Below are 26800 nucleotides of genomic sequence, written 5' to 3'. Positions count from 1 at the left end.
CCTTCCTGGTCCCAGCGCCGGTGCCACCGGGGCCGGGACCAGGAACGGGAGAGCCGGACGGAATGCCCCAGTGGTCATCTCGCGTTACCAACCCCGGACGACTTTTCTGCGAGGGGGGTGACCGGTGCCGACCGAGACACGAAGCCTGGAACGGGACGAGCGGGACGCCCGGCAGCTACGACGGCTGTTGGATGGTCCGGACTGGCCCGTGACAGCGGGACCGGGCGGGGTGGGTACGGTGAGCACGAGCACACCGGCCGGAAGTGAATCTGCGGGCGGGTCCGTGCGCGTATCCTCGGCGGGAAAGCATCCGACGCGAGGGGATGTGCGGTTGACCACCGAGAAGACGGACGAGCGCAGGGCCCGGTTCGAGCGGGACGCGATGCCATTCGTCGATCAGCTCTACGCTGCTGGGTTGCGCATGACGCGTAACCCGGCGGATGCCGAAGACCTGGTCCAGGAGACGTACCTGAAGGCGTACGCGGCCTTCCACCAGTTCGAGCAGGGCACGAACCTGAAGGCCTGGCTCTACCGGATCCTGACCAACACCTACATCAACTCCTACCGCAAGCGGCAGCGCCAGCCGATCCAGGCGCCGACCGAGGAGATCACCGACTGGCAGCTCGCCGAGGCCGAGTCGCACACCTCCAGCGGTCTGCGCTCGGCCGAGACCGAGGCTCTGGACCGGCTGCCGGACAGCGACGTGAAGGAGGCCCTCCAGCAGTTGCCGGAGGAGTTCCGCCTGGCCGTCTACCTGACCGACGTCGAGGGCTTCTCCTACAAGGAGGTCGCCGACATCATGGGCACGCCGATCGGCACCGTGATGTCGCGTCTGCACCGCGGCCGTCGTAATCTGCGCAAGCTCCTCGAGCAGTACGCCTCGGAGCGGGGCTTCAGCCCGGCCCGGTCCGCGAAGGGCTCGACCGCCGCCGCTGCCGGCCGGGAGGTGTGACGTGAGCTGTGGAGAGCCGCACGAGACGGACTGCCGCGAGGTGCTCGCGGAGGTCTACCTCTACCTGGATCTCGAGTGCGCCGACGAGCGGCGCACGTTGATCCGGCACCACCTCGACGAGTGCGGGCCGTGCCTGCGCGAGTACGGGCTCGAGCAGGAGGTCCGGGCACTTGTCGCCCGTTGCTGTGGCAACGAGACCGCGCCGGATCAGCTGCGTGAGCGGCTGCGGGTCAAGCTCACCGAGCTGGTGGTCTTCGAGACCAGCGATTCCCGTGAGCTGGCCGACTGAGCGTCGGCGTACGACGAAACACCGGTGGCCCGGGTCGATCTCGACCCGGGCCGCCGGCGTACCCGGCCTGCGCCGGGTGGGACTGACCGGTGACGGGCGCGTCGGCCCGTCGGCGCGTTCAGGAGTTGGGACGCTTGCCGTGGTTCGCGGCGCTCTTCTTACGGGCCTTCTTCTTGCGGGACTTCTTCGCCATGCTGACCTCCTCGTGATGGGTCGGATCCGCGCTGCGCGCGGCCTCGCCGGTTGCACCCACCGGCCGCCCGGCGTCGGGTCCGACCCGCTGATGGTAGTGCGGCCGCCACCTCGTCCCTTCCCCCGGGGGCGACCCGCGCCGCTGCGCACCCATGCCCCAGCCTCGCGTGATTGGATACGTCGGCAGGTACATCGCGAAGAGGGAGGGCCGTGGACATGGCCGAGGAGATCCGCGCCGAGATGGTGGCGAACGTCTGGAAGGTCGTCGCGTCGGCGGGCGACACCGTGTCCGAGGGCGACACCCTGGTGATCCTCGAGTCGATGAAGATGGAGATCCCGGTCGTCGCGGAGGCCGACGGTGTGGTCCAGCAGCTCGCCGTCCACGAGGGCGACGTGGTGCAGGACGGCGACCTGATCGCGGTGATTGGTTGACCGGGCTGCTGGTCCGGCTCGCCGACCCGGCGGATTTCCCGGCGGTCGCCCGACTGACCGTGGCCGCCTACGAGGCGGATGGTCAGCTCAAGGGTGAGCACGGGTACGGGGCGGTGCTGGCCGACGTGTCGACCCGGGCCGCGGCGGGTGCGGTGCTGGTCGCCGTGGACGAGGCGACCGGTGCGGTGCTCGGCTCGGTGACCTTCGTGCTGCCGGGCACCCCGTTCGCCGAACTGTCCGGGCCGGGCGAGGCGGAGTTCCGCATGCTGGCCGTCGACCCGGCCGCCCAGGGGCGGGGTGTCGGCGCGGCCCTGGTCCGGGCGTGCGTCGACCGGGCGACCGAGCTGGGCTGTGTGGCGGTCGTGATCTGCGTCCGCGCGGGGATGGCCGTGCCGGCCCACCGGCTCTACGAGCGTCTCGGGTTCGTCCGCACTCCGGGGAAGGACTGGTCGCCCGCTGCGGGTGTGGCCCTGCTCGGCCTGCGGCTGGCGCTACCCCGCAGCTGAGAGCCGGCTCGTCAGCCGTGTGCGTTGGCCGGGTCGCTCGGCGTCGCGGCCCCGTCGGGCTCCGCACCGTCGATCGCGGCCAGCAGTTCGTCGGCGACCTCCAGCGCGAGCCGGCGACGATCCTCGTCGGTGATGCCCGGCGCCCGCACGGCGAACCAGCTGGTGTGCACGGCGAACAGGCACAGGGTCGCGCGTAGTTGGGCGGCGGGGGAGTCGTCGCCCCGGCAGAGGGCGCTGGCGAGCCGCATCATCCGGCCGCGCATCTGCTGACCGGAGGAGAGGCTCTTGAGCACGGTCTGGTTCTGCTCGAAGAAGCGCATCACCGACGGCATGTCGCCGCCGAACATCGTGTCGGCGTAGCGGGAGATGAGGGCGCGCCGGGCGGCCAGGGTCGCGGGCTGTGACTCGGCCCAGGCGGTCAGCGCGTCCATCTGCTCCAGCCGGTCCTCCACGAAGCTGGCGACGATGTCGTCCTTGCTCTTGAAGTGGTAGTACAGCGCGGCCTTGGTGACGTTCAGGCGCTCGGCGATCTCCCGCAGGGAGGTCTTCTCGTACCCCTGCTCGGTGAAGAGCTCCAACGCGACGGCCTTGATCCGCTCCCGGGTGCCGCCTGTGCTCTCCCTCACCCACGCTCTCCAATTCGGGTTGACCGCCAGTTGGTACCCAACTTACCGTGCGGCTAGTAAGGTGACTAGCCGGGCGGCAAGTAAGTAGGACAATCCTCGGGGGGAGCTTACCCATGACTCAGGCAACCCAGGCCGACGTGCGACCCAATGTACGGGTCGTGCTGTTCGGGCTGATGATCGCGATGATGCTCGCGATGCTCGACAACATGATCGTCAGCACCGCGCTGCCGCGGATCGTCGGCGAGTTCGGCGGCCTCAACCACTTCACCTGGGTGGTCACCGCGTACGTCCTGGGCACCACGGTCTCCACCCCGATCTGGGGCAAGCTCGGTGACCTCTACGGCCGCAAGTCGGTCTTCCTGACCTCGGTCGGCATCTTCCTGGTCGGCTCGGCCCTCTGCGGCATGGCCGGTTCCGGGATGTTCGGCGGACCCGAGGACGGCATGGTGCAGCTCATCGCCTTCCGGGCTGTGCAGGGCCTGGGCGCGGGCGGCCTGATGGTCGGCGTGATGGCGATCATCGGTGACCTGGTCCCGCCGCGCGAGCGCGGGCGCTACCAGGGCATGATCGCCGGCATCATGGCCATCGCCATGGTGGCCGGCCCGCTGGTCGGCGGCTTCATCACCGACAACCTCTCCTGGCGGTGGGCGTTCTACGTCAACCTGCCGCTGGGTGGCATCGCGCTCCTCGTGCTCATCACCACCATGCACCTGCCGAAGTACCGGACCGAGCACCGCATCGACTGGCTCGGCGCCGGACTGCTCTCGGTGGGCATCACCGCGATCGTCCTGATCACCACGTGGGGCGGCAACGAGTACGACTGGACGTCGCCGCAGATCCTCGGGCTGGCCGTGCTGGCACTGGTGGCGCTGGTGGCGTTCGGCCTGGTGGAGCGCCGGGTTCCGGAGCCGATCCTGCCGCTGACGCTCTTCGCCAACCGCAACTTCGCGCTGATCTCGGTGATCGGCTTCCTGCTCGGCTTCGCGATGTTCGGCGCCATGAACTTCCTGCCGCTGTACCAGCAGACCGTGCAGGGGGCTTCGGCCACCAACAGCGGCCTGCTGCTGCTGCCGCTGATGTTCGGCATGCTCGTCGTCTCGCTGGTCATCGGCCGGGCGATCACCAAGAACGGCAAGTACCGCGCGTACCCGATCCTCGGTGGTGTGGTGATGGCCAGCGGCATGGTGTTGCTGTCGATGCTCGACACCAACACCAGCAAGCTGACGTCCTCGCTCTACATGGTCGTGCTCGGCGTCGGCATGGGCTTCCTCATGCAGACCTCGATGCTCATCGCCCAGAACAGCGTGGAGCAGAAGGACCTGGGCGCGGCGAGCGGCGCGGCCACGTTCTTCCGGTCGATCGGCGGCTCGTTCGGCATCTCGCTGTTCGGCGCGATCTTCGCCAACCGGCTGGCCGACTCCGCTGCCGGTGAGGCGTTCAGCGGCGGCGAGGGGGCGATGGACCTGGAGAAGCTCAAGCAGCTGCCCGCCCAGGCGCGTGAGCTGGTCCTCACCGGCCTGGCCGACGCGATCTCGCACGTGTTCCTCTGGGCCGTGCTGTTCACCGTCGTGATCCCGGTGCTCGCCTGGTTCATCAAGGAGATCCCGCTGCGCACCGCCAACGAGGCGCCGCCGCAGGCGACTCCGGAGGAAGAGGCCGAGGTCGCCCTCGGCAAGGCCCCCGTGGCCTGAGCCTCCCCGCAGAAGCGCCGCGTCGATCCTCGGCGCGGCGCTTCTGTGCGCCGGCGGGGATTCAGCGTCGGTGGGTCAGGCGCTGCCAGAGGCGGCGTAACGGATTGCGGGGGCGGGGAAGTCGGGGGGCGTGCTCGCCGAGCATCCGGTTGGCCAGGGCCACGGTGGTCGGGTCGACGGCAGGGGCGGCCAGCGCAAGGTGGGCCAGCGAGATCGCGATCGGCACCGGCCGCGTCTGGGCCACCTCCGCCGCGTCGGCCAACCGCTCCGACACCACCCGGGCCACGTCCGGCCGCACCGCGGGGTCCACCCAGGCGGCGGTGACCAGGGCGAACAGCGCCGCTTCGGTGATCCAGTCCTCCACACCCCAGACCAGGTCCAGCAGCACCTGCCGTCTCATCGAGCCGTCCCAGGGCTCGTCGGTGCGCTGGTGCAACAGTCCCAGGCAGGCCCACACCTGCACCCCGCGTACCCAGATCGACGGGTCCTGGGCGGCCAGCAGTCGCCCCAGCGCGTTGGCCGGCGGGGCGGGCGGGTGCACCAGCAGCCCGAGCAGGTCGTCCGCGTCGAGCCCGGCCAGGCCCACGGCCGCGTCGTAGGCGGCCGGCGGGTGCGGCCACGCCGGCTGGGCCACCTGGCCGATCCGCTCGACCGCTGCCGCCGAGGGCGCGGGAAGGGTCGGCGTCGGCACGTGACCCGCGAAGCTCCAGAGCTGCCGCGCGGACGCGCGCCGAGGCTCGTGCGGGTCCGGCCCGACCGAGCCCTCGACCTCGATCCGCAGCCCGGGCGCCACGGACGTCGCCGTCCGTACGGCGCTCGGTGGGGCCGCAACCGCGAGGCGTACGACCCGGCCGACGCCGTTGTCGTCATCGACGACCGCCTGTCGGAGCGCGTCCACCAGGGGACCGCCGGCCGGCGTCAGTTGCCCGAGCCAGGGTCGTCCACGGCAGCACTGGGCCAGATCGCCGTGCTCGTGACTGTCGTCCGGGTGGTCACGGATGAAGTCGGCGAGCGCGACGAGGTGGGACACGTCGCCGTCGCGCAGGTGCCGCAGGCGGTGAGCCGTGTGCACCGCGCAGTCGAACGTCGGGTCGCGGGCCAGCGCCCGCTCGGTCCACTCCAGCGCGTCGTCGAGCCGGCCCGTGTCGGCGAGGGTGCCCGCGATGTCGGCGTAGATGGCCAGGTCGTCGGGGTCCCGGTCGACGGCCCGGTACAGGGCCGCGAGGGCGTCACGGGTCCGGCCCGCGCTGCGGTACGCGTACCCGAGCCAGACCTCGCCCATCTTGGAGGGCTGGCAGCGTACCCCTCGGCTGGCCCAGCGGATCGCCAGCGCGACCTCGCCGAGACGCCGGGCCAGCGCGGACGCCGCGCCCAGCAGCATCCCGTTGTCGGGATGGACGGTGACGGCGTTGCGGGCGAGCGTGAGGTACGGCGTCAGGGCGGCCCGGCCGGCGCGCGGCACCGGGTCGCCCAACGCCGCGCAGACCTGCATGAGAACGCGGGTGAGGCGGTCCGGCTCCAGTCGTTCGGCCAGTTCGGGGGCGGTCACCCACGGCACGCCGGCCCACTCGGTGCCGGGCGCGTGGCTGGTCGCCGCGGCGAGCAGTTCCAGACCCTCGGCGGGGCGGCCGGCGGCGGCCAGCAGGTGGGCACGGGCGACGACCGCACCCACGAAGGTGTGGTGGTTGATCGGAAAGAGGTCCAGTCCGCCGCTGTCGGCCGCGGCGAGGCGGGCCAGCGTCTCGTGCACCTCGGGCAGGGTGGGCGCCCGTGCGAGCGCGCCGGCGACATGACGGGCGGCGTGGTGGAGGTCACCCTCGCCCAGTGCCAGACGGGCCAGGGCCAGCTCCTCCGTCGCGGAGAGCGCGGGGTTGTCCCTTCCCTCGGGCACGGTGTCCTCTCGTCGTCGCTGTTCGGCCGGGCCAGCGTAGTTGATGTTGAGATGATCAAGTGATCAACTGCGCACTGCTGCTCGAATAATTGCTCCCTCCCGCAAAAGAGTGCAAGACTGAGCAGGAAACGCGCGGCAACCGCGCACGAGGGGAGTGTCCGTGACAACCGCTGGGGCCGGAATGGCCGCCGACATCGACGAGCAGCCGGCCGGTTACGCGCGCCTGCTGGACAGCGCCAACGCGGCGGCGATCGCCCAGGTGGCCGCGGCCGTGGCCGAGCGTCGACCTCGGCACGTCGTCTTCACCGCCCGAGGCACCTCCGACCACGCTGCCCTCTACGGGGCGTACCTGACCGAGATCCGGCTCGGCCTGCCCGCCGGGCTCGCGTCGCCGAGCGTGGTCACCCTGTTCGGCGCACGCCCCGACCTGTCCGACGCGCTCGTCGTCGGGGTCAGCCAGAGTGGTGGCTCACCCGACCTGGCCGAGGTGCTGCGCGCCGCGCGGGCCTCCGGCGCGCTCACCCTCGCGGTGACCAACGCCCCCGGCTCCCCGCTGGCCGAGACGGCCGAGTTGAGCATCGACATCGCCGCCGGGCACGAGCGCGCGGTGGCGGCGACCAAGACGTACACCGCCGAACTGCTCGCCCTGCTGATGCTGGTGGAGGGAATCCGGGCCGGCGACGGCGTACTCCCGGCAGCCGAGCGGGAGGCGCTCGCCGCGCTGCCCGACCTGGCCGCCCGGACCCTGGCCGACGACACCCCGGCCCAGTTTGCGCCGCGCTACCGCTTCGCCCGCCAACTGGTCACCACCGGCCGTGGGTACGCCTACCCGACAGCCCGCGAGGCCGCGCTGAAGCTGATGGAGACCTCGTACCTGCCGGCGCTCGCCTTCTCCGGCGCCGACCTGCTGCACGGCCCGCTCGCGATGACCGACCCGGAGGTCCCGGTGCTCGCCGTGGTCGGCTCCGGCCCCGGCGGCCGGTCGATGGGCGAGGTGCTGCCCCGCCTCGGCGAACGCCGCGCCGACGTGGTGGTGGTCGGCTCCGCCGACGTGCCGGGCACCGCGCGGCTCGCCGTCCCCGAGGTCGACGAGCGGTACGCCCCGCTGCTGGACATCCTGCCGTTGCAGCGCCTGGCGCTGGCGTTGGCACTGACCCGTGGTGAGGACCCGGACGCGCCGCGCGGCCTGAAGAAGGTCACCGCGACGATGTGAGACGTGGCGCGGCGTGGCACCCTTGTCACCGTGTCCACGCTGCGCGACCTCGCCGAGGAGCACACCCACCTCCGTCCGGCCGACATCGACCATCTGCACCGGATCGCCGGTGACTGGCAGTTGCTCTCCGATCTGTCCTTCGCCGACCTGCTGCTCTGGGTGCCGGTGGACGCCGAAGGGACGTTCCTCTGCGTCGCCCAGGTCCGCCCGACGACCGCGCCCACCGCGTACCAGGACGACCAGGTGGGCCGGATCATCGGCGGCTCGGAGGTGGCCCATCTGGGGGTCGCCTACTCCCAGGGGCGGATCTGGCGCGAGGGCGACCCGGTCTGGTACGGCGACGTACCGGCCCGGCACGAGGCGATCCCGGTGCGGCTGCGCACCGCCGACGGCGAGGCCGGCGAGGTGATCGCCGTGGTCGGCCGGGACACCAACCTCTCCACCGCGCGTACGCCAAGCCAGCTCGAACTCAACTACCTGACCACGGCCGACGACCTGGCCCAGATGATCGCCGACGGCACCTTCCCGCCGACCCGGCACCCGGGTGAGACCACCTCCGCACCCCGCGTCGGCGACGGCCTGGTGCGGTTGGACGCCGGCGGGAAGGTCACCTACGCGAGCCCGAACGCGCAGTCCGCGTACCGGCGGTTGGGCTACGCCTCGCACCTGGTGGGGGAGGACCTGGCCGCGCTGCACCGCCGGCTGGCCGGCGATCCGCTGGACGGCACCGAGGCGGCGAACGGCATCCTGGCCGCGCTGCGCGGCGAGGCACCGCCCCGCCGGGAGATCGACGCGCGCGGCGCGACCATGCTCACCCGGGCGCTGCCGCTGATGCCCGCCGGTGTGCCGATCGGCGCGCTGGTGCTGGTGCGCGACATCACCGAGGTCCGGCGCCGTGATCGGGCTCTGATCACCAAGGACGCCACGATCCGGGAGATCCACCACCGGGTGAAGAACAACCTCCAGACCGTGGCCGCGCTGCTGCGGTTGCAGGCCCGCCGGGTGGCCATGCCGGAGGCCCGGGTCGCCCTGGAGGAGTCCGTCCGCCGGGTCGCCTCGATCGCCCTCGTGCACGAGACGTTGTCGATGTCCAGCGACGAGGCGGTCGAGTTCGACGGCATCGTCGACCGGGTGGCCAGCGCGGCCACCGAGGTCGCGGCGACCGAGGTGAGCGTCGGCATGCGCCGTCAGGGCAGCTTCGGCGTACTGCCGGCCGAGATCGCCACGTCGCTGGTGATGGTCCTCAACGAACTGCTGCTCAACGCCGTCGAGCACGGCTTCCCACCGGCGGACGAGGCGGAGGAGCCAGCCGCGCCCACCGCCTCGGGCATGGTGCCGGCTGCCGCTGGTGACATCGATCCGTCGCTGCGGCCCGAGGTGGTGGTCTCGGCGCACCGGTTCCGCAAGATGCTGCACGTGTCGGTGACCGACAACGGGCGCGGGCTACCGCCCGAGTTCGACGCCGAACGCGGCAGCCGGCTCGGCCTCCAGATCGTCCGGGCCCTGGTCACGGGCGAGTTGCGCGGCACCATCGAACTGCGGGCGGGCGCCAACGGTGGCACCGAGGCGCTGCTCGTCGTCCCGCTGGCCCGCAGCACGCACGACGGCCGCGCGCAGGGCTGAGCCGTCCGGACATCCGGCTGCGGCCGGTCACCGCGTCGGCGCTCCCTGGACCGACCCATGGTGGTGAGCCATATACCTGTGGGTCATATAAATATGACCCACAGGTATACCGCTCACCGACGTGGACGTGGTCCGCCGCGGCCCCGGCTCAACGGCCGGAGCGGCTGGTCAGCAGGGCGACGGTGAGGCCGGGTCGTTGCCAGACCTGGGCGACGGCGAAGCCCGCGCGCAACGCGTCGCCCTTGGCGCCGGGCACCGCGGCCAGCGGCTCGGCGTGGCGGCCGGAGACGACGAGCCACACCCGTGTCGTACCCGCCAGGCACCGTGCCGGCTGCGGGCACTCGGCGGCCCACAGGTCGCCCCGCGCCACCTCGTCCTCGGTGACCAGTACGTCCCGTGGTGGATCACCGAGGTGGTACTCGATGCCGAGGTCGAGGAAGAGCCAGCTGTGCCGCGGGGAGTAGACCACCCCGTCCCCCGGGCGCTGGCCGTCGGCGATCACCCGCGCCGCGCCCGCGTAGTCCACCGGCGCGCTGCGCGGCCACTCGTGCGTCCGGCGTAGCGCGGCCTGGTCGGGCAGGCCGAGGAGTCCGGCGAGGACCACCACGGTCAGCGCCGCCGGCGCGGCGATCGAGGCCAGCGCCGCGCCGGCCAGCAGGCAGGCGAACGGCACGACGAACACCAGGTAGCGGGGCACCCACAGGGGTACGACCGCACCGGCCGCGAAGAGCAGCAGGACCGGCAGCAGCACCGCACTCAGCGGCAGCAGGGCGCGGCGTCGGAGCCGGGCCGCGCCGAGCGCGGCGATCCCGAGCAGCAGACCGCCCACCACACTGCTCTGGGCCACACCGCCCGGCAGCGCGCTCAGATCGTCCAGCCGGGCCGGGTCGACCCAGTTCAGCTGCTCGGACCGCTGCGCGCGGGCACGCAGCAGCAGCGGGGTCACCACCAGCACGGCCGGCGTCAGCGCGACCGCCCAGCCCCACACCCGCCGGTCCCGGACGGCGGGACCGGCCGGAGCGGCGATGCCGGCCGCGGTGGGCCCTCGCCACCAGCAGATCAGCACGACCACCGCGTGCGCGGCCAGCAGTGTGAGCGCGATCAGGTGTGTGAGCCCGAGCGCGGCCACAGCCGCGGCGTATCCGGTCCAGCGGCCCCATGCCGGTCGGCGCAGCGCGGTCACCAGCAGCAGCGTGGCGAGCACCGCGAGCGCGGTGGCCAGGGCGTACGGGCGAGCCTCCTGGCCGTACCGGGAGGTGCTGGGCAGCACCGCGAACAGCAGCCCCGCGAAGAGGCCGCCGCGCCGGTCGACGAGATGCGCCCCGAGCAGGGCGAGCAGCCCCGCGGCGACGGTCATCGCCAACGCCGCCGGTACCCGCAGGGCGGTCGTGGAGTCCCCGGCGAGTGCGGTCCAGACGTGCATGAGCAGGTAGTACGGGCCGGTGGCGGCGTCGATGGTGCCGGCCAGTCGAGCCAGTTCGCCCGGTGAGCGGGTGGCCGCGCTCCAGGTGGCCAACTCGTCGCGCCAGAGCTGCGCCGAGTCGATCCCGGTCAGCGTCACCGCCAGGGTCAGCAGCGCCGGGAGAAGCCAGACCGGCCCGCCCCGAACCACCCCGATCGCCTTCCCGGACAATCCACCCACGGTCCGAGCCTGCCACGGACGTACCGTCGCCGGGGGCGGCCCGCGACAGTGGTGGGCCGGCCCGTGATGTGGGATGCGGCACGTGTACATTGGCCGGCTCCCATGGGGTGTGGCAGCATGAGCGCATGACCGCCGCTGTCGTCCGCCGCTTCGTGGCCCGTCGCCACGTCGACTACGGCCGCGTGCGCAGCGCGATCTGTCCGGCCTACTGACGACGCCCGACCAATCCGTCTCGGGCGCGCTCCGCGCCGGCTGTCTCTGACACCGTTGTCCCGCCCGCTTCGGCGGGCCGGCCGCCGCGCCCCGCGCGTGCCCCGAGGCACAGCAGACAACGGAGGACGCCGAGATGGCGGTCAGCAGCATCCCGGCCCGGTCCGAGGATCCGACGGCCCGGCCCGCCCGGCCGCCGCGCCGACCCCGGGGCGAGGGTCAGTGGGCGCTCGGTCACCGCGAGCCGCTCAACCCCAACGAGCGGATCAAGAAAGATGACGACCCGCTCAACGTTCGGGCCCGCATCGAGAACATCTACGCGCACCGTGGCTTCGCCTCCATCGACCCGCAGGACCTGCGCGGTCGGTTCCGCTGGTGGGGCCTCTACACCCAGCGCAAGGCGGGCATCGACGGTGGGCGCACCGCCGTGCTGGAGCCGCACGAGCTGGAGGACGAGTTCTTCATGCTCCGGGTCCGTATCGACGGGGGGCAGCTCAGCCTGGCCCAGCTGCGCGTCATCGCGGACATCTCCCGGAAGTTCGCCCGGGACACCGCCGACATCACCGACCGGCAGAACATCCAGTACCACTGGATCCGCGTCGAGGACATGCCGGAGATCTGGCGTCGCCTCGAGTCGGTAGGCCTGCAGACCACCGAGGCGTGCGGCGACTGCCCGCGCATCGTGCTGGGCAGCCCGGTCGCCGGGGTGGCCCGCGACGAACTGCTCGACCCGACTCCGGCGATCGACGAGATCGTCGCCCGGTACGTGGGCGACAAGCAGTTCTCCAACCTGCCCCGCAAGTTCAAGACCTCCATTTCCTGGCTTGTCGACACGCCGTACGAGTCGAACGACATCGCTCTTCTCGGTGTCGATCACCCCGAGCACGGCCCCGGCTTCGACCTCTGGGTCGGCGGCGGGCTCTCCACCAACCCGATGCTGGCCCAGCGGCTCGGCGTCTGGGTGCCGCTGGCCGAGATCCCCGACGTCTGGGCCGGTGTGGTCGGCATCTTCCGCGACTACGGCTACCGCCGGCTGCGTAACCGGGCCCGGCTGAAGTTCCTGGTGGCTGACTGGGGAGTGGAGCGTTTCCGCGAGGTCCTGGAGAAGGACTACCTGGGACGTACGCTGCTCGACGGTCCCGCACCGGAGCTGCCGGCGAAGCCGATCGACCACGTGGGCGTGCACGAGCAGGCCGACGGGCGGCACTACGTCGGGGCGGCCCCGGTGGTCGGGCGGGTCTCCGGTGGGCAGCTCGCCCAGCTGGCCGACGTGGTCGAGGCGCACGGCAGCGACCGGGTGCGGCTCACCCCGTACCAGAAGCTGCTGGTGCTCGACGTGCCGTCGGAGCGGACGGAGTCGCTCGTCGACGCGCTGCGCGGGATCGGCCTGGAGGCCCGGCCGTCGGCCTGGCGGCGCGGCACCATGGCGTGCACCGGCATCGAGTACTGCAAGCTCGCCATCGTCGAGACCAAGGCCCGTGGCGAGGAGCTGGTGGCTCGACTGGAGCAACGGCTGCGCGACTTCGACACGGACATCTCGATCCACATCAACGGCTGCCCGAACGCCTGCGCCCGCACCCAGGTGGCCGACATCGGCCTCAAGGGTCAGCTGGTGGTCGGCCCGGACGGCCGGCAGGTGGAGGGTTTCCAGGTGCACCTGGGCGGCGGGCTGGGCATGGCGCAGGGGCAGACCGCCGGTTTCGGCCGCAAGCTGCGCGGCCTCAAGACCACCGCCGACGAGCTTCCGGAGTACGTGGAACGGCTGGCCCGTCGCTACCTGGCCGGGCGCAGCGAGGGCGAGACGTTCGCCAACTGGGTGATCAGAGTCGACGAGGAGGAACTGCGATGAGCAGCGAGAACCGAGCGGCACCCCTCTACTGCCCGTACTGCGGCGAGGAGGACCTGCGGCCGCACGAGGCGGGTCACGGCGCCTGGGAGTGCCACGCCTGCGCCCGGGTCTTCTCGGTGAAGTTCACTGGGCTGCTCTCGCAGGCGGTTACCCGATGAGTCTCGTGTCCGCCGCAAGCCTGCGCCTGGTCGGTCCGGGCGCGCAGACGTCGGCCGCTCCGGCCGGGCGCAGCCCGGACGAGCTGCGGGCCCTGGCCGAACAGGCCGCTCGCGACCTGGAGGGCGCCCCGGCACTGGAGATCGCCCGCTGGGCGGCGCAGACCTTCGGTGACCGCTTCTGCGTGACCAGCTCGATGGCCGACGCCGTCCTGGCCCACCTGGTGTCCCGGGTCGCCCCGGGAGTGGACGTGGTCTTCCTCGACACCGGCCTGCACTTCCCCGAGACGCTCCGCGTACGCGACGAGGTCGCCCGTACGCTCCCGGTGAACGTCCGGTCGATCCGACCCCGGCTCACCGTGGGGCAGCAGGACGGCCAGTACGGTCCGCGACTGTTCAACAAGTCACCGGACGACTGCTGCCAGTTGCGCAAGGTGGAGCCGTTGGAGCGGGCCCTGTCCGGGTACGACGCCTGGGCCGCTGGACTGCGCCGGGACGAGTCGCCGACCCGGGCCAACACACCGGTGGTGACGTTCGACAACCGGCGCGGCAAGGTCAAGGTCAACCCGATCGCGGCCTGGTCGCAGGGGGACGTGGACGCCTACATCGCCCGCTGGAACGTGCCGGTCAACGAGCTGTTCAAGCAGGGGTACGGCTCGATCGGTTGCTGGCCGTGCACGCGCCGTACCAAGGCCGGCGAGGACCCGCGGGCCGGCCGGTGGGCCATGTTCGAGAAGACCGAGTGCGGGCTGCACGTCTGACCGCGTCGTCGACGACCCCGACCGGCCCGGTTGCGGCCGGCGGGGCGGACCCGGTGGTGCTGGTCGCCCACGGCAGCCGTGATCCGCGAGCCGCCGAGGCCACCCGGGCGCTGGCCCGGGCGGTGTCGGCGGCCCGGCCGGGCCTCGCGGTGTGGGCGAGTTGGCTGGACCACACCGAGCCGGGGCCGACCGAGGTGCTGAGCACGCTGGCCGAGGCCGGGCATCGGCGTGCGGTGGTGGTGCCGCTGCTGCTGACCGCCGCCTACCACCACCGGGTGGACATCCCTGCCGCGGTCGCGGCCGCGACGACGGCTGGACCAACGCTGACGGTACGGTTGACAGACGTGTTGGGCCCCGCGGACGGCACCGTGGCGCCAGCGTTGCTGGCGGGGTTGCGCCGTCGGCTCGGCGAGGTCGCCCCGGGTCGCTTCGACGCGCTGGTGTTGGCCGCCGCGGGCACCCGTGACGCTCGTGCGCGCGGTTCGGTGGGCCGGGTGGCGGACGCGCTCGGCGTCGAGTTCGGGGTGCCCTGCCGGGTGTCGTACGCCTCGGCGGCCCCACCGGGGACCGGTGTGGCCGTTGCCCGCCTGCGGGCGGCTGGGGCGCGCCGGGTGGCGGTGGCCGCGTACTTCCTCGCGCCGGGCCTGTTCCACGACGCGGTGACCGAGTCCGCGCGGGCGGCCGGTGCCGTGGCGGTGGCGGCCCCGTTGACGGATGCGCCCGAGTTGGCCGAGCTGGTGCTGCACCGGGTCGACCTGGCGGCCTGACCGCTCGTCCTCCCGACCGACACGGTTCCGGACAGCAGTACGCCCCGGCAGGCGGACCTGCCGGGGCGTACTGCTGTGTCGTTGGGGGATCAGGCGGAGTGAGCGCGCAGCACCCGGAGACCGCCGCGCCGCTTGACAGCGCGCCGTTCCTCCTCGCTCATCCCGCCCCAGACGCCGGCGTCCTGACCCGACTCGAGCGCCCACTGGAGGCACTGGTCGGTGACGGAGCAGCGCCGGCAGACGGCCTTGGCCTGCTCGACCTGAAGGAGAGCCGGTCCGGACGTCCCAATCGGGAAGAACAGCTCCGGGTCCTCGTCGCGGCAGACAGCATGGTGACGCCAGTCCATGGCGGCAACACTCCTCATTCTGGATGGGTGGCAATTTATTGCGGGCAGTTCTTTTCCTATATGCATCCGCAGTGCCGATGGTGACCGATTGCGTCTGACCATTCGGCAGTGCGTGAGCAGGCAGTTGGCCCCCGGGGACCTGCTGGAACAGCTCAACCTGACGAGCATATCCAGGCAATGTCCCGGTAACTCAAGTTCGCTTGTGAATACTTTCACGAACGCTCGTGATGTCAAGGGTGACGCTCGGAAAAACTCCGCGCGGTGAGCAAGCCCACAACCCATTTGTCCGGGTTCCAGCGCCTTCCTGGTTACCCGCCGTGCCACAGTCGAGGATCAATATAGTACAGTCCGCGTGACATTGCTGACATTTCCGGCACCTGCCCCTCGGCGTGGCGGTGCCTGCCGGTGCGGTTGCGGCGCCGCGTCGACCAAGGGCAGTACCCGAGACCTAGCAGATTACTCTGAGTGCGGCCGGAATGGAGGTGAATCTGACTTTCTCCCGCTCGCCAAGATAGTCGCCGTCGAGCTGGAACGCCTGCGGACGGCTGGAGAGCAGGGTGAACTCCGCAGTGTCATGGAGTCGCAACACCTGACGACCGTTCGGATCTGGCTGCCGGGACATGAATTGAGTCACTGTCCGTGTTGTGCTAGCCACCCGGAGCTGACGCAGTGCCAGCACGTCGAGGCCGAGGTCGAACGACGCCTCCGGGTTCGGGTTGACCTCCCGGTCACCCAGATAGGTCCACGGCGCGGTGTTCTGGATGATGACGGTGGCCAGCTCGCCCTCCGACGCCTCACCCGGCCGCTCCAGGCTGATCGCGGGATGCCGTCGGTCCGAGGCGAAGAAGTACTGGCCCATGATCGAGCGGAAGTAGAGCCCGGGAGTGGAGACGCGCCCCTTGCGGCGGGCCTGCTCCACCCGGTGGATCACGGCGGCGTCCAGGCCGAACCCCGCGCAGAAGGTGAAGTAGCGGTCGTCCGCGCGGCCCAGCCCGACCGTGCGCTGCCGGCGCAGGCGCAGCCCTTCCAGGATCATGCTGGTCGCGTCCGGCCATTCCCGGGGCAGACCCAGCGCGCGGGCGAACACGTTCGTCGAACCGCCCGGAACCGTGGCCAGCGCGGGCAGCCGCTCCGCCATCGACGCGCCCTCGACACCGGCCGGCGGTTCGGCCGTCATCAGGCCGTTCACCACCTCGTTCACGGTGCCGTCACCGCCCAGGGTGACGACGAGGTCGACGCCCTCGGCGGCGGCCTCCCGGGCCAGCGCCATGGCGTGCCCCCGGCGACGGGTGTAGCGCACACTGAGGTCGACTTCGCTGCGCAGCGCGCGGACAAGCACGTCCCGACTGCGTTCGCTGGTGGTGGTGGCCTTCGGATTGACCACCAGGACGGCCCGCATGGGCGGCACTTTACCTCTCGGTAGCACGGGTATCGTGGCGCGCGTGACCATCGACTCGGCCCCGATTCCCGGCACGCTCCGCTGGGCGGTGCGGCTGCTGTGGGCGGAGGCGGTCGCCGTCGGGCTGATCGCGGTCTGGTTGGTCTGGGCGGACCTGACCGCCACCACCACCGACCTCGCGTCGGCGTTGCTGGTGACCGCGTTCGCCGTCGGGGCGGCTGTCGCCCTCTGGGCGTTGGGCCGCGCGCTGCTGCGGCGCCGTGCCGGCGCACGCGCCCCGGCGATCGTCCTCCAGCTGATGCTGCTGCCGATCGGCTGGTTCATGATCCAGGCCGGCCTGGGGTGGCTGGGCGTACCGCTGATGGCGCTCGGGCTGGGCGTCGGCTGGCTGCTCGTCAGCCCGCCCACGACGAGGGCGCTCGGCTTCGAGTAACCCCGACCGGCGTACGTGACCTGGCGTGCGGCCCTGCCCGGCGGAGCGCGCTCAGCGCGAGCGCGCGGCACCGCCCGGGCCGGCGCACCCCGACGCGGGGCCTGCCGGTCAGTAGCCGCCGGAGCGGCGGGTCAGCAACGAGATCGTCGCCCGGCCGTCGGCGGCCGTGGCGGACGCCGACGTCGTCAGCGCGGTCAGCACCTTCCAGGCGAAGGACGACTCGGCGGGCAGCGTGGCACCGCGGACGGTCGGCACGGTCACCTCGACGGTCAGCGCGTCGTTGGTGACGGAGAACCGACACCCCAACTCGGCGTCCCGGGTGGCGATGGCGAGCAGCATGGCGCACGCCTCGTCGACCGCGATCCGCAGATCCTCGATCTCGTCGAGCGCGAACTGCAGCCGGGCCGCGAGGCCGGCGGTGGCGGTACGAAGCACGCCGAGGTAACCGCCGTCGGCGGGCACCGTGAGGTGCACCACGTCGTCGTCGGTCGCTGGCTGGCCGGTCAGTTGAGTCACGCTCATCCCCCCGGTCGGGGACTCTACCCGGTCAGTCGCCCGGGTGCGTGTCGGCGGCCTCCGCTTGGGCGGCGAGAGCCCGCAGGGCGTCTCCGCCGAGCCGGTACGGGACCCACTCGCTCATCTGCTCCGCGCCGATCGAGGCGTAGAAGCCGGCGGCCGGATTCCACTCGATCATCCACCACTCCAGCCCCCGGGTATCCCCGTCGTACGCAGATGTCGGCAAGCGTGGCGAGCAGCGCCGAGGTGAGCTGGTCCTCGGTGAGGTGACACTCATCGGGGGCGCGTTCGTACTCCGCCAACTCGTGCACCATGGCAACGACGGCCGGCACGTCCTGGGGACGTGCCGGCCGGATCGTCGGGGTGACGGGGTTGGTCACGCCTTCTTGGTCTCCCAGAAGATCTTCGCGATCTCGTCGATCTTCGCGAGGAGCTGGTCGGCGGTGGCCGGGTCGAGGCTGCCCTTGACGCCGCTGGCACCGGCGAGCTTGGTGGCCTCGTTGAACAGGGTGTGCAGGTTCGGGTACTTCTCGAAGTGCGGCGCCTTGAAGTAGTCGGTCCAGAGCACCCACAGGTGGTGCTTGACCAGCTCGGCGCGCTGCTCCTTGATGATGACCGCCCGGGTGCGGAACTCCGGGTCCGTGTTCGCCTGGTACTTCTCGCAGATCATTTTGACCGACTCGGCCTCGATCCGGGCCTGGGCCGGGTCGTAGACGCCGCACGGCAGGTCGCAGTGAGCGCTCGCGGTGACGCGGGGCGCAAGGATGCGCGGAAGTCGCATCGGGATCCTCCATGGGAAGTTTGCGATGATCAAAGGCGACATTACTCCTGAGAGTGCTCCCCGAACCGGGTGGAGGTGAAACCAGTGCGCGCCGATCACCCGGGTGAGGCGCCCCGCCTGCGCGGCCCGCTGACGGCGGTCACGGTGATCGGCCCGTCCATGGCGCCGACGCTGCGGCACGGCGATGCGGTGCTGGTCCGCTCGGGGGGACGTCCGATCCGAGCCGGTGACGTGGTGGTCGCGGTCTTCCGGACACGGCCGGAACTGCTGGTCGTCAAGCGTGCGGTCCGGCCGCAGGGCGGTGGCTGGTGGCTACGCGGCGACAACGACCTGATCACCGACGACTCCCGGGCGTACGGCGTGGCGGACGTACGGGGTCGGGTCGTGGCCCGCTACTGGCCGCGCCTCGGACGGGTGCCTCGTCGCGAGATATGACCCTGCTCACATCCGGGGGCAGTGTCGACACTATGCTCGGAAAGTGCCCGGGTGACCCCCCGCGCCGCGTGCCATTGCTCGCCGCCCACCTCGCGGCCGGGCCCGCCGCCTCACATCTGCTCGACAGATCCTGGAGTCACCGCCATGTCTTCGTCCGTCGTGGACCCCGCTGATCCCGTCTTCCAACTGCACGTCGGCGGCAAGATGGCCGTCGCGTCGACGGTGCCGCTCACCAGCCGCGAGGACCTCTCTCTCGCGTACACCCCTGGGGTGGCCCGGGTGTGCGAGGCGATCGCCGCCGATCCCGACCTGGCCGACGAGTACACCTGGGCGTCGCACGCGGTCGCGGTGGTCACCGACGGCTCGGCGGTGCTGGGGCTCGGCAACATCGGACCGCGCGCCGCGCTGCCGGTGATGGAGGGCAAGGCGGTGCTGTTCAAGCAGTTCGCCGGGGTGGACGCGGTGCCGGTCTGCCTGGACACCCAGGACGTGGACGAGATCGTCGCGGTGGTGCGGGCGCTGGCACCGTCGTTCGGCGGGATCAACCTGGAGGACATCAGCGCGCCGCGCTGCTTCGAGATCGAGCGGCGACTCGACGAGGCGCTGGACATCCCGGTCTTCCACGACGACCAGCACGGGACCGCCATCGTGGTGCTCGCCGCGCTGCGCAACGCCGCCACCCTGCTCAACCGCAAGCTCGGTGACCTGCGGGTCGCGGTGAGCGGCGCGGGCGCGGCCGGCGTGGCCGTGACCAAGATGCTCATCGCCGGAGGCGTCAACCCCGACCAGGTGGTGGTCTGCGACTCCAAGGGGATCATCGGCCCGCACCGGGCCGAGCTGACCGGTGGCAAGGCCGAGCTGGCGGCGAGCACCAACGCGGACGGCCGCCAGGGCGACATCACCGAGGCGCTGCGCGACGCCGACGTGCTGATCGGCGTCAGTGGAGGCGAGATCCCGGAGGCCGCCGTCGCCGGCATGACGCCCGGCGGCATCGTCTTCGCGCTGGCCAACCCGACTCCGGAGGTGCACCCCGAGGTGGCCGCCCGGCACGTCGCGGTGGTCGCCACCGGTCGCAGCGACTACCCCAACCAGATCAACAACGTGCTGGCGTTCCCCGGGGTGTTCCGGGGCGCGTTGGACGCGCGGGCCACCCGGATCACCGAGGGGATGAAGGTCGCCGCCGCCGACGCGATCGCCGGCGTGGTGGCCGAGTCGCTGACCGCTGACGCGATCGTGCCGTCGCCGCTCGACCCGCGTGTCGCCCCGGCCGTCGCCGAGGCCGTCGCGGAGGCCGCCCGCCGCGACGGCGTGGCCCGACGGTGAGCCCTTCTTGACGAGCGCTCGGCTTGTTACCGTGCCGATCATGCGTGCTGCCTTCGCCACCCGCTTCGACGACGCCGATCCGCTGGCCGCCCTCACCGTCGGTGAGCGGCCCGAGCCGACCCACCCGGAGGACGACTGGGTGACCGTGCAGGTGAGCGCGACCTCGCTCAACCACCACGACCTCTGGTCGCTGCGCGGGGTGGGGCTCACCGAGGCCCAGCTGCCGATGATCCTCGGCTGCGACGCGGTCGGCGTGGACGCCGAGGGCAACCAGGTGGTCGTCTACCCGGTCGTCGTCACTCCCGGTGACCCGCGCGGAGTCTCCATCCTCTCCGAGCACTTCGCCGGAACCCTCGCCGAGCGGATCGCCGTACCCCGGTCGAACCTGATCCCGCTGCCCGACGGCATGGCGGCGACCGACGCGGCGTGCCTGCCCACGGCCTGGCTGACCGCCTGGCGGATGCTGACCACCAAGGGTCGCGTCGCGGACGCCGACAGCGTGCTGGTGCAGGGCGCGGGCGGCGGCGTCGCCACGGCGGCCGTCGCGCTCGCCGTCGCGATGGGCAAGCGGGTGTACGCGACCAGCCGCGACGCCGCCAAGCGCGAGCGGATCACCGCTCTCGGGGCCACCGCTGTGGAGCCCGGCGCCCGGCTGTCGGAGCGGGTCGACGTGGTGATCGAGACGGTCGGCGAGGCGACCTTCGAGCACTCGATGAAGTCGGCCGCCCCGATGGCCCGGATCGTGGTCTCCGGCGCCACCGCCGGCCACCAGCCGTCGGTCAACCTGCGTCGGCTCTTCGCCATGCAGTTGGAGATCCTGGGCACGTCGATGGGCACTCCCGGGGAGCTGTACGAGCTGCTGGCGTTCTGCGCCGAGAACGAGGTCCGCCCGGTGGTGGACAGTGTGGTCCCGTTCAGCCGGGTCGAGGACGCCTTCGCCCGCCTGCACTCCGGCGAGGCCTTCGGCAAGATCGTCGTCGACCACAAGGCTTGAACGCCCCCACCCCACCCCCACCCCCGCGATCTTGCACTTTCTGTTGCCGATAAGCGAAAAGTGTCCCGTTATGCCGCGACAGTAAGTGCAAGGTCGCGCAGGGGGAAAGACGCGGAGTGGTTCAGAGGTGGTCGTCGAAGGTGGCGATGTCGTCGCGGGTCGCGTCGGTGGCGATGCGCTTCTTGGCCTCCGGGTCGCCGTACAGCGACCAGCGCAGGAACTCGACTGACGTGTCCGAGACGACCCGCAGCGTCGCGGTGTCGCCGAGCAGCGCCCGCCCGTGGTCGCCCTTGGACAGGCTGAGCAGCGCCTTGGGCCAGGGCACCTTGTCGTACGCCGACTTGCCCGCCGCGTAGTCGACCACCTCGTCCAGCTCGCCGTGCACGAACAGTTGCGGCGCGGCCGCACCGGCGAACGCGGTGCCCACCCCGAGTGCCGTGCCGGCGAACACCACACCCGCGTCCAGCCGCTCGTCCCGACCGGCCGTGAAGAGGCCGATGGTGGTCACCCCACCGGCCGAGTGCCCGGCCGCGGCCACGCGCTCGCCGTCCAACCGGCCCCGCAGTCCGTCGCCGGCCGTGCCGTCCAGCGCCAACACCCGGTCCAGCGCGTACGACACGTCGGCCGGCTGGTTGAGCACGTCCAGGACGTTGTTGTCGGTGCCCTTGGAGGTGTGCGGGAACGTCGGCGCGGCCACCACGAAACCGGCCGCCGCCCAGCGGGTCAGCAGCTTGGCATAGTCGTCCGGTCGCCCACCCAGGCCGTGACTGAACATCACCACCGGGAACCGGCCCTCGGCGGCCGTCGCCGACCGCTTGGGCGCGCCGCCGGACTGCCCGGCAGCCGGGTACCAGAGCGTCGTCGGCAGCGCCCGGCCGTTCCGGTCCAGCTTGAGCTGGCGTACGCCCACCGCGAAGGTGTTCTTCGGGGCCACTCCGGCGGCGACCTTCGGGGTCGGCACGGCGGCGGTCGTCGGCTCGGCCGGCGGCGTCTGCCCGCTCGCGCTCGGGCGGGTGTCCGCTGAGCAGCCGACCAGGCCGGTGATGAGCACGATGCTGGCCATCAGTGCGGGAGTGACGCGTCGGGGCATGGGCTCAATTGTGCCCTCTCCGACGGTGCGGGCCGGCGGGCTTGGGCGGGGTGTACGTGCCCGATCACCACGGACGCGTCACGACCCAGCTCGGCCGACTCACGCAGTGCCTGGACCTGATCACCTTCAAGGTCGGGGTGTACGAGGACCTGCTCGACCAGGAACGGCACGCAGCAGGGCGAGATCGTCCGCGTCCTTCGGTCGGCGGGGACGTTCCGGCATCCAGACCGGGTACATCTGCTTGAACTCGATCTGGGCCGCCACCGAGATCGTCGGCACGGTGAGCGCGCCGATCCGACCTGGATGCGCGTCCAGCATCCCGGCCGGAAGTGGTGTGCCGGCCCAGGGCCCGCCACCCACCGTCGGTCGGCCGTCGCCGTCCCGACCGAGATACGCGAAGCTGACCTCCACGTCGGCGGTGAACAGGTCGAGTTGCCTCCGCACCGGCATTCGCGGGGCGAGCCGCCAGTCACGGGCCAGCAGCAACGTCATCAGTCGGTCCACGTCCTCGTGCCGGCAGTACCAGTCGACGTCGACATGCGGGCGGGTCACCGTGCCGAGCTGGAAGTCCATCGCCCAGCCGCCCCGCAGCCACACCGGAATGCCGGCTGACCCGGCCACCCTGACCACCTCGGCGATGCTCGCCAACTGGCGGTGTGCGAGCTCGTCCACCGCGCCACCGTACCGCCGGCCGGCTCGACTGAATGGGATGGCGGAGGTGGGGGCGGTGCGTCCGGTCCGGCTTCGCTAGGGTCACCGGCATGGCTGAGAACTACACCGACCCCAGCGGCAACACCGAGGCGTTCCGCGCCTTCTCCCAGACGCCGGAGGCCACCGGCCCGGCCGACGCGCCGTCCCGGCTGCCGCTCATCGTCGGTGCGGCGGTGGTCGTCGTGCTGCTGGTGGCCGTGGTCGCCTGGTTGACGATGGGCTGAGCCCTCGCGCTCCGAGGTGCCGAACGGTCGCGTGCCCACCGGTCGGGGCGGCTTCAGTGCGCCCCGACCACGTCCCGGGTCTGCCGGGCGATCTCCCGCTCCTCGTCGGTGCGGATGACGCAGACGCTCACCTCGGCGTCGTCGGGCGAGATCACCCGGTCGCCCTCGCCGTCGTTGCGGGTGTCGTCCACGCTGATGCCGAGCCGTTCCAGGCCGGCCAGCGCGGCGGACCGCACCGGCGCGGCGTGCTCGCCCACCCCGGCGGTGAACGCGATCGCGTCGACGTGCCCGAGCAGCGCGTAGTACGCCCCCACGTACCCGGTGATCCGCCGGCAGTAGACGTCGAACGCCAACGCGGCGGCCCGGTCCCCGGCGGCCCGGCGTTGCAGCACCTCGCGCATGTCGTTGGCGCCGGTCAGGCCGAGCAGGCCGCTGCGGTGGTTGAGCAGGTCGTCGATCTCGTCAACAGACAGGCCGCCCTCCCGCCGCAGGTGGAAGATCACGGTCGGGTCGAGGTCGCCGCTGCGGGTGCCCATCACCAGGCCCTCCAGGGGCGACATCCCCATCGAGGTGGCGACGCTGCGGCCGTTCGTCACCGCGCACGCGCTGGCCCCGTTGCCGAGGTGCAGGGTGATCGTGTTGAGCTGCTCGTACGGGCGGCCCAGCAGCTCGGCCGTGCGCCGGGAGACGTACGCGTGTGAGGTGCCGTGGAAGCCGTACCGGCGGATGTCGTACCGCTGTGCGGTGTCCCGGTCGATCGCGTAGGTCGCGGCGGCCTCCGGCAGCGTGTGGTGGAACGCCGTGTCGAAGACGGCGACCTGCGGTACGTCCGGCAGTGCCGCCCGAGCCACCTCGATGCCAGCCAGGTTGGCCGGGTTGTGCAGCGGGGCGAGCGGCACCAGATCCCTGATCGCGGCCAGCACCGCGTCGTCGACGAGCGTCGGGGCGGTGAACGTCTGCCCGCCGTGCACCACCCGGTGCCCGACGGCCGTCAGACCGCCCAGGTCCAGCCCGTCCAGGATCTCCCGGACCGCGCCCGCGTGGTCCGCCGGGCCGCCGCCGGGCTCGCCGACCCGCTCGACGGTGCCCTGGCCGAGCGTGCGGTCCCCGTCGTAGTGCCGCCACTTCACCGACGACGACCCGCAGTTGAGCACCAGAACCCGACTCATGACGCCTCCCCGGCGGCCGCCTGGATGGCGGTGATCGCCACCGTGTTCACGATGTCCGGCACCAGCGCGCCCCGGGACAGGTCGTTCACCGGCCGGCGCAGGCCCTGCATCACCGGGCCGACGGCGACCGCCCCGGCCGAACGCTGCACCGCCTTGTACGTGTTGTTGCCCGTGTTGAGGTCGGGGAAGATGAAGACCGTGGCGTGCCCGGCGACCGGGCTGTCCGGCAGTTTGGTCGCCGCCACCGCCGGGTCGATCGCCGCGTCGTACTGGATCGGTCCCTCGACCAGCAGGTCGGGCCGGCGTTCCCGGACGATCGCGGTGGCCGCGGCGACCTTCTCCACGTCGGCGCCCGCGCCGGAGCTGCCGGTGGAGTACGACAACATGGCCACCAGGGGCTCGATGCCGAACCGCGCGGCGGTGTCTGCCGACGAGATCGCGATGTCGGCGAGTTGGGCCGAGTCCGGGTCGCGGTTCACCGCGCAGTCGCCGTAGACCAGCACCCGGTCGCGCAGCAGCATGAAGAAGACGCTGGAGGCCACCGAGACGTCCGGGACGGTACGGATGATCTCGAACGCGGGTCGGATGGTGGCGGCGGTGGTGTGCGTCGCGCCGGACACCATGCCGTCGGCGTGCCCGGTGGCCACCATGAGCGTGCCGAAGTAGTTGGGCTGGGCCACGATGTCGTACGCCAGTTCGGCGGTGACGCCCCGATGGGCGCGCAGCCGCGCGTACTCGGCGGCGAACTCGTCGTGCCATCCGCTGCTGGTCGGGTCGACGAGCCGCGCGTCGCCGAGGTCGATGCCCAGTTCCCGGGTACGGCGGGCGATGTCGTCGGGGCGGCCGAGCAGCGTCAGGTCGGCCACGCCCCGGCGCAGCAGGATCTCTGCCGCCCGCAGGATCCGATCGTCGGTGCCCTCGGGAAGCACCAGGTGGCGGCGCTGCGAGCGGGCCCGGTCGATCAGCTCGTTCTCGAACATCAGCGGGGTGACCCGGGTCGACCGGCTGACCCGGAGCCGGCGGGCCAGGTCGTCGGTGTCCACGCAGCGCTCGAACGCGCCCAGCGCGGCCTCCACCTTGCGCGGGTTGGCCACGCTGGGCCGCCCCTCGATCCGGCTGGACGCCTCGACCGTGTCGTAACTGTCGCTGCCCACGGACAGCACCGCCAGGCCGGTGTTCAGACCCTCCACCAGCCGCATCACCCGGGGATCGGGCTGCTCGCCCAGGGTGAGCACCAGTCCGGCCACCGACACCTGCCCGGCCACGTGCGCCGCGCTGGCGGCGACGAGCAGGTCGGACCGGTCGCCGGGGGTGATCACCAGCGCCCCCTCGGTGAGGTGACCCAGCAGGGTCGGCACGTGTGCCGCGCCGACCACGAAGTCCAGCACGTCCCGGCCGAGTGCGGCGTCGTCCCCGGCGAGCAGGGTCGCGCCGAGCGCCGCCGCCACCTCGGCCACCGTCGGCGCCGAGACGCTCGGCACCTCCGGGATGGCGTACGCGGGCACCGGCAGCTCCGGCAGCGTCATCGGCCCGGGCACCCGGTTGGCGATCACCGCGAGCACTGTCGCGCCCAGGTCGGCCACGTCGTGGTACGCCCCGCGCATGGCCGCCGCGACGGCCGCCGGCCCCTGCTCGTAGCCGTCCACCACCGGCACCACGACGCTGCCGAACTCCGTGGCCAGCCGGGCGTTGAAGGCCAGCTCGCTGGGGTGCGCCGGGTCACCCGGTTCGTCGAAGTCACTGCCCACGACGACGACCGCCGAGCACTGCCGTTCCACCGCCCGGTAACGGTCCACGATCGCCGAGATCAGCTCCTCGCGACGGCCGTCGGCGACCAGCGCGGCTGCCTCGGTGTAGGTCGCCCCGGCCAGCTCGCCGATCGGCAACTCGACCCGGTACCGCTCGCTGAGCAGGGCGAGGATCGGATCGGGCCCGACGTCGGCGACCAGCGGCCGGAACACGCCGATCTGTCCCACCTGCCGCGACAGCAGTTCGGCCAGCCCGAGAGCGATGGTCGACTTACCCCCGCCCGAACCGACGCTGGTCAGGTACACGCTGCGAGCCACAGCCCCACCCTAGAAGATCGCGAGTGTGCCGAGCCGCGTGGGCTGAGAAGGGGACCCGGGATCGCGCGTTTCGTCGGCCGGGCGGCGAGGTGTTGAGGTCCTCCTTTGCTCTGCTTCAACCCGCGCAACACCCGGTGTCCGGATATCGGACGGTCGCCGTTGCGCCCGCTGAAGCAGAGCAAAGGAGGAAAGTCACAGGTGCCGACCCCTCGCCGGCAGCGTCGAGCCCGTCCCCCCGCCGAGGGCCACGGGGGTGTCTGCGGGCTGTCAGGCGTCTTCGTCGTCGGGGTCGTCCAGGCGAGCCAGGTAGGTCGCCAGACGTTCGATGGGGGTTTCGAACTCCGGGTTGAGGTCGACGAAGTCGCGCAGGCGCTCGCCCAGCCACTCCAGGGTCACCTGCTCGTCGCCCCGGCGTTCGACCAGCTCCTCGATGCCACGGTCGGTGAAGTACACGGCGTACGTCCTCGTGCTCGGCCCGGCGTGGGCCGGGTGGGTCGGTGATCGGATGGGCCG

Annotated in this window: 30 protein-coding genes; 16 read left to right on the top strand and 14 right to left on the bottom strand. The window is 71.9% G+C overall.

Annotation, left to right across the window (positions count from 1 at the left end; all coding sequences use genetic code 11):
* Window positions 1–124: 124 nt before the first annotated feature.
* Both ACGFH9_RS00735 and rsrA read left to right on the top strand, forming a co-directional pair.
* A complete protein-coding gene (locus tag ACGFH9_RS00735; protein WP_393213299.1) occupies window positions 125–952 on the top strand; it encodes a sigma-70 family RNA polymerase sigma factor in 828 nt (275 codons plus the stop codon).
* Between the two features lies 1 nt (window position 953).
* On the top strand, window positions 954–1241 hold the full coding sequence (gene rsrA, locus ACGFH9_RS00730; protein ID WP_355237248.1) for a mycothiol system anti-sigma-R factor: 288 nt from the start codon (window positions 954–956) through the stop codon (window positions 1239–1241).
* A gap of 118 nt (window positions 1242–1359) precedes the next feature.
* Here the strand turns inward: rsrA and ACGFH9_RS00725 are convergent, their stop codons facing one another.
* Window positions 1360–1434, bottom strand: a complete 75-nt coding sequence (locus tag ACGFH9_RS00725) for a 50S ribosomal protein bL37 (protein WP_369814844.1) — start codon at window positions 1432–1434, stop codon at window positions 1360–1362.
* 209 nt (window positions 1435–1643) lie between these two features.
* Between ACGFH9_RS00725 and ACGFH9_RS00720 the strand changes: the two genes are divergently transcribed.
* Window positions 1644–1865, top strand: coding sequence for a biotin/lipoyl-binding carrier protein (locus tag ACGFH9_RS00720; RefSeq protein ID WP_007464729.1), 222 nt, complete (start codon window positions 1644–1646; stop codon window positions 1863–1865).
* Window positions 1862–2371, top strand: a complete 510-nt coding sequence (locus ACGFH9_RS00715) for a GNAT family N-acetyltransferase (RefSeq protein WP_393213295.1) — start codon at window positions 1862–1864, stop codon at window positions 2369–2371. The genes ACGFH9_RS00720 and ACGFH9_RS00715 overlap by 4 nt, the downstream gene beginning before the upstream one ends.
* Before the next feature lie 11 nt (window positions 2372–2382).
* Here ACGFH9_RS00715 and ACGFH9_RS00710 read toward each other — a convergent pair whose 3' ends face one another.
* On the bottom strand, window positions 2383–2997 hold the full coding sequence (locus ACGFH9_RS00710) for a TetR/AcrR family transcriptional regulator (protein ID WP_393213292.1): 615 nt from the start codon (window positions 2995–2997) through the stop codon (window positions 2383–2385).
* A gap of 113 nt (window positions 2998–3110) precedes the next feature.
* Here ACGFH9_RS00710 and ACGFH9_RS00705 point away from each other — a divergent pair, with 113 nt between their 5' ends.
* On the top strand, window positions 3111–4688 hold the full coding sequence (locus tag ACGFH9_RS00705) for an MDR family MFS transporter (protein WP_393213289.1): 1578 nt from the start codon (window positions 3111–3113) through the stop codon (window positions 4686–4688).
* A 61-nt stretch (window positions 4689–4749) separates the two neighbouring features.
* On the opposite strand, the gene ACGFH9_RS00700 is transcribed toward ACGFH9_RS00705, so the two are convergent.
* The gene (locus ACGFH9_RS00700) at window positions 4750–6579 is read right to left on the bottom strand and encodes a tetratricopeptide repeat protein (protein WP_393213286.1); all 1830 of its coding nucleotides are present in this window, start codon (window positions 6577–6579) and stop codon (window positions 4750–4752) included.
* 181 nt (window positions 6580–6760) lie between these two features.
* On the opposite strand from ACGFH9_RS00700, the gene ACGFH9_RS00695 reads away from it, so the two are divergent.
* Together ACGFH9_RS00695 and ACGFH9_RS00690 are read left to right on the top strand one after the other, a co-directional pair.
* Window positions 6761–7792 carry an SIS domain-containing protein gene (locus tag ACGFH9_RS00695; RefSeq protein ID WP_393214189.1) on the top strand — a complete coding sequence of 344 codons (1032 nt, stop codon included), beginning with the start codon at window positions 6761–6763 and terminating at the stop codon, window positions 7790–7792.
* Window positions 7793–7822: 30 nt separating this feature from the next.
* Window positions 7823–9415, top strand: a complete 1593-nt coding sequence (locus tag ACGFH9_RS00690) for a histidine kinase N-terminal domain-containing protein (RefSeq protein WP_393213283.1) — start codon at window positions 7823–7825, stop codon at window positions 9413–9415.
* Between the two features lie 148 nt (window positions 9416–9563).
* On the opposite strand, the gene ACGFH9_RS00685 is transcribed toward ACGFH9_RS00690, so the two are convergent.
* Window positions 9564–11057 carry a glycosyltransferase family 39 protein gene (locus ACGFH9_RS00685; RefSeq protein WP_393213281.1) on the bottom strand — a complete coding sequence of 498 codons (1494 nt, stop codon included), beginning with the start codon at window positions 11055–11057 and terminating at the stop codon, window positions 9564–9566.
* Between the two features lie 346 nt (window positions 11058–11403).
* Here ACGFH9_RS00685 and ACGFH9_RS00680 point away from each other — a divergent pair, with 346 nt between their 5' ends.
* From ACGFH9_RS00680 to ACGFH9_RS00665, 4 genes are read left to right on the top strand one after another with little or no spacing between them, the layout of a single operon-like run.
* Window positions 11404–13116 carry a nitrite/sulfite reductase gene (locus ACGFH9_RS00680; RefSeq protein ID WP_393213278.1) on the top strand — a complete coding sequence of 571 codons (1713 nt, stop codon included), beginning with the start codon at window positions 11404–11406 and terminating at the stop codon, window positions 13114–13116.
* On the top strand, window positions 13113–13274 hold the full coding sequence (locus ACGFH9_RS00675) for a hypothetical protein (protein WP_354858473.1): 162 nt from the start codon (window positions 13113–13115) through the stop codon (window positions 13272–13274). The genes ACGFH9_RS00680 and ACGFH9_RS00675 overlap by 4 nt, the downstream gene beginning before the upstream one ends.
* A complete protein-coding gene (locus ACGFH9_RS00670) occupies window positions 13271–14032 on the top strand; it encodes a phosphoadenylyl-sulfate reductase (RefSeq protein WP_393213274.1) in 762 nt (253 codons plus the stop codon). The genes ACGFH9_RS00675 and ACGFH9_RS00670 overlap by 4 nt, the downstream gene beginning before the upstream one ends.
* A complete protein-coding gene (locus tag ACGFH9_RS00665; RefSeq protein ID WP_393214186.1) occupies window positions 14029–14799 on the top strand; it encodes a sirohydrochlorin chelatase in 771 nt (256 codons plus the stop codon). The genes ACGFH9_RS00670 and ACGFH9_RS00665 overlap by 4 nt, the downstream gene beginning before the upstream one ends.
* 89 nt (window positions 14800–14888) lie before the next feature.
* Here ACGFH9_RS00665 and ACGFH9_RS00660 read toward each other — a convergent pair whose 3' ends face one another.
* Both ACGFH9_RS00660 and ACGFH9_RS00655 read right to left on the bottom strand, forming a co-directional pair.
* The gene (locus ACGFH9_RS00660; protein ID WP_007072794.1) at window positions 14889–15146 is read right to left on the bottom strand and encodes a WhiB family transcriptional regulator; all 258 of its coding nucleotides are present in this window, start codon (window positions 15144–15146) and stop codon (window positions 14889–14891) included.
* A 448-nt stretch (window positions 15147–15594) separates the two neighbouring features.
* Entirely contained in the window at window positions 15595–16545 is a 951-nt protein-coding gene (locus ACGFH9_RS00655) for a diacylglycerol kinase family protein (protein ID WP_355623544.1), read from the bottom strand.
* Between the two features lie 43 nt (window positions 16546–16588).
* On the opposite strand from ACGFH9_RS00655, the gene ACGFH9_RS00650 reads away from it, so the two are divergent.
* The gene (locus ACGFH9_RS00650) at window positions 16589–16978 is read left to right on the top strand and encodes a hypothetical protein (protein ID WP_393213269.1); all 390 of its coding nucleotides are present in this window, start codon (window positions 16589–16591) and stop codon (window positions 16976–16978) included.
* A gap of 108 nt (window positions 16979–17086) precedes the next feature.
* Here ACGFH9_RS00650 and ACGFH9_RS00645 read toward each other — a convergent pair whose 3' ends face one another.
* The 3 genes from ACGFH9_RS00645 to sodN form a co-directional block, all read right to left on the bottom strand.
* The gene (locus ACGFH9_RS00645) at window positions 17087–17494 is read right to left on the bottom strand and encodes an anti-sigma regulatory factor (protein WP_393214183.1); all 408 of its coding nucleotides are present in this window, start codon (window positions 17492–17494) and stop codon (window positions 17087–17089) included.
* A 31-nt stretch (window positions 17495–17525) separates the two neighbouring features.
* Window positions 17526–17672 carry a hypothetical protein gene (locus tag ACGFH9_RS00640; protein ID WP_393213266.1) on the bottom strand — a complete coding sequence of 49 codons (147 nt, stop codon included), beginning with the start codon at window positions 17670–17672 and terminating at the stop codon, window positions 17526–17528.
* Between the two features lie 198 nt (window positions 17673–17870).
* Window positions 17871–18275: a superoxide dismutase, Ni gene (sodN, locus tag ACGFH9_RS00635; protein WP_355050524.1), complete on the bottom strand. Its 405-nt coding sequence runs from the start codon at window positions 18273–18275 to the stop codon at window positions 17871–17873.
* 84 nt (window positions 18276–18359) lie between these two features.
* On the opposite strand from sodN, the gene ACGFH9_RS00630 reads away from it, so the two are divergent.
* The 3 genes from ACGFH9_RS00630 to ACGFH9_RS00620 all read left to right on the top strand — a co-directional run bounded on the left by ACGFH9_RS00630 (window position 18360) and on the right by ACGFH9_RS00620 (window position 21027).
* Window positions 18360–18710, top strand: a complete 351-nt coding sequence (locus tag ACGFH9_RS00630) for a S26 family signal peptidase (protein ID WP_393213263.1) — start codon at window positions 18360–18362, stop codon at window positions 18708–18710.
* Window positions 18711–18854: 144 nt separating this feature from the next.
* Window positions 18855–20033: an NADP-dependent malic enzyme gene (locus ACGFH9_RS00625; RefSeq protein ID WP_393213260.1), complete on the top strand. Its 1179-nt coding sequence runs from the start codon at window positions 18855–18857 to the stop codon at window positions 20031–20033.
* 31 nt (window positions 20034–20064) lie between these two features.
* Complete coding sequence (locus tag ACGFH9_RS00620) at window positions 20065–21027, top strand: zinc-binding dehydrogenase (RefSeq protein WP_393213257.1); 963 nt, start codon at window positions 20065–20067, stop codon at window positions 21025–21027.
* A 121-nt stretch (window positions 21028–21148) separates the two neighbouring features.
* On the opposite strand, the gene ACGFH9_RS00615 is transcribed toward ACGFH9_RS00620, so the two are convergent.
* On the bottom strand, window positions 21149–22117 hold the full coding sequence (locus ACGFH9_RS00615; protein WP_393213254.1) for an alpha/beta hydrolase family protein: 969 nt from the start codon (window positions 22115–22117) through the stop codon (window positions 21149–21151).
* A 126-nt stretch (window positions 22118–22243) separates the two neighbouring features.
* Window positions 22244–22789, bottom strand: coding sequence for a nucleotidyltransferase domain-containing protein (locus tag ACGFH9_RS00610; RefSeq protein ID WP_393213251.1), 546 nt, complete (start codon window positions 22787–22789; stop codon window positions 22244–22246).
* Between the two features lie 89 nt (window positions 22790–22878).
* Between ACGFH9_RS00610 and ACGFH9_RS00605 the strand changes: the two genes are divergently transcribed.
* Entirely contained in the window at window positions 22879–23052 is a 174-nt protein-coding gene (locus ACGFH9_RS00605; protein WP_393213248.1) for a hypothetical protein, read from the top strand.
* A 53-nt stretch (window positions 23053–23105) separates the two neighbouring features.
* Here the strand turns inward: ACGFH9_RS00605 and ACGFH9_RS00600 are convergent, their stop codons facing one another.
* The 3 genes from ACGFH9_RS00600 to ACGFH9_RS00590 form a co-directional block, all read right to left on the bottom strand.
* A complete protein-coding gene (locus tag ACGFH9_RS00600) occupies window positions 23106–24221 on the bottom strand; it encodes an acetate/propionate family kinase (RefSeq protein WP_393213245.1) in 1116 nt (371 codons plus the stop codon).
* On the bottom strand, window positions 24218–26287 hold the full coding sequence (gene pta, locus ACGFH9_RS00595) for a phosphate acetyltransferase (RefSeq protein ID WP_393213242.1): 2070 nt from the start codon (window positions 26285–26287) through the stop codon (window positions 24218–24220). The genes ACGFH9_RS00600 and pta overlap by 4 nt, the downstream gene beginning before the upstream one ends.
* Window positions 26288–26554: 267 nt before the next feature.
* Window positions 26555–26740: a DUF6104 family protein gene (locus ACGFH9_RS00590; RefSeq protein WP_139582193.1), complete on the bottom strand. Its 186-nt coding sequence runs from the start codon at window positions 26738–26740 to the stop codon at window positions 26555–26557.
* Between the last annotated feature and the right edge of the window lie 60 nt (window positions 26741–26800).

It is taken from the genome of Micromonospora sp. NPDC049102 (assembly GCF_043197485.1).
Lineage (GTDB): Bacteria > Actinomycetota > Actinomycetes > Mycobacteriales > Micromonosporaceae > Micromonospora.
The sequence above is the reverse complement of the archived record's forward strand: the minus strand, read 5'-3'. Positions and strand labels throughout refer to the sequence as shown.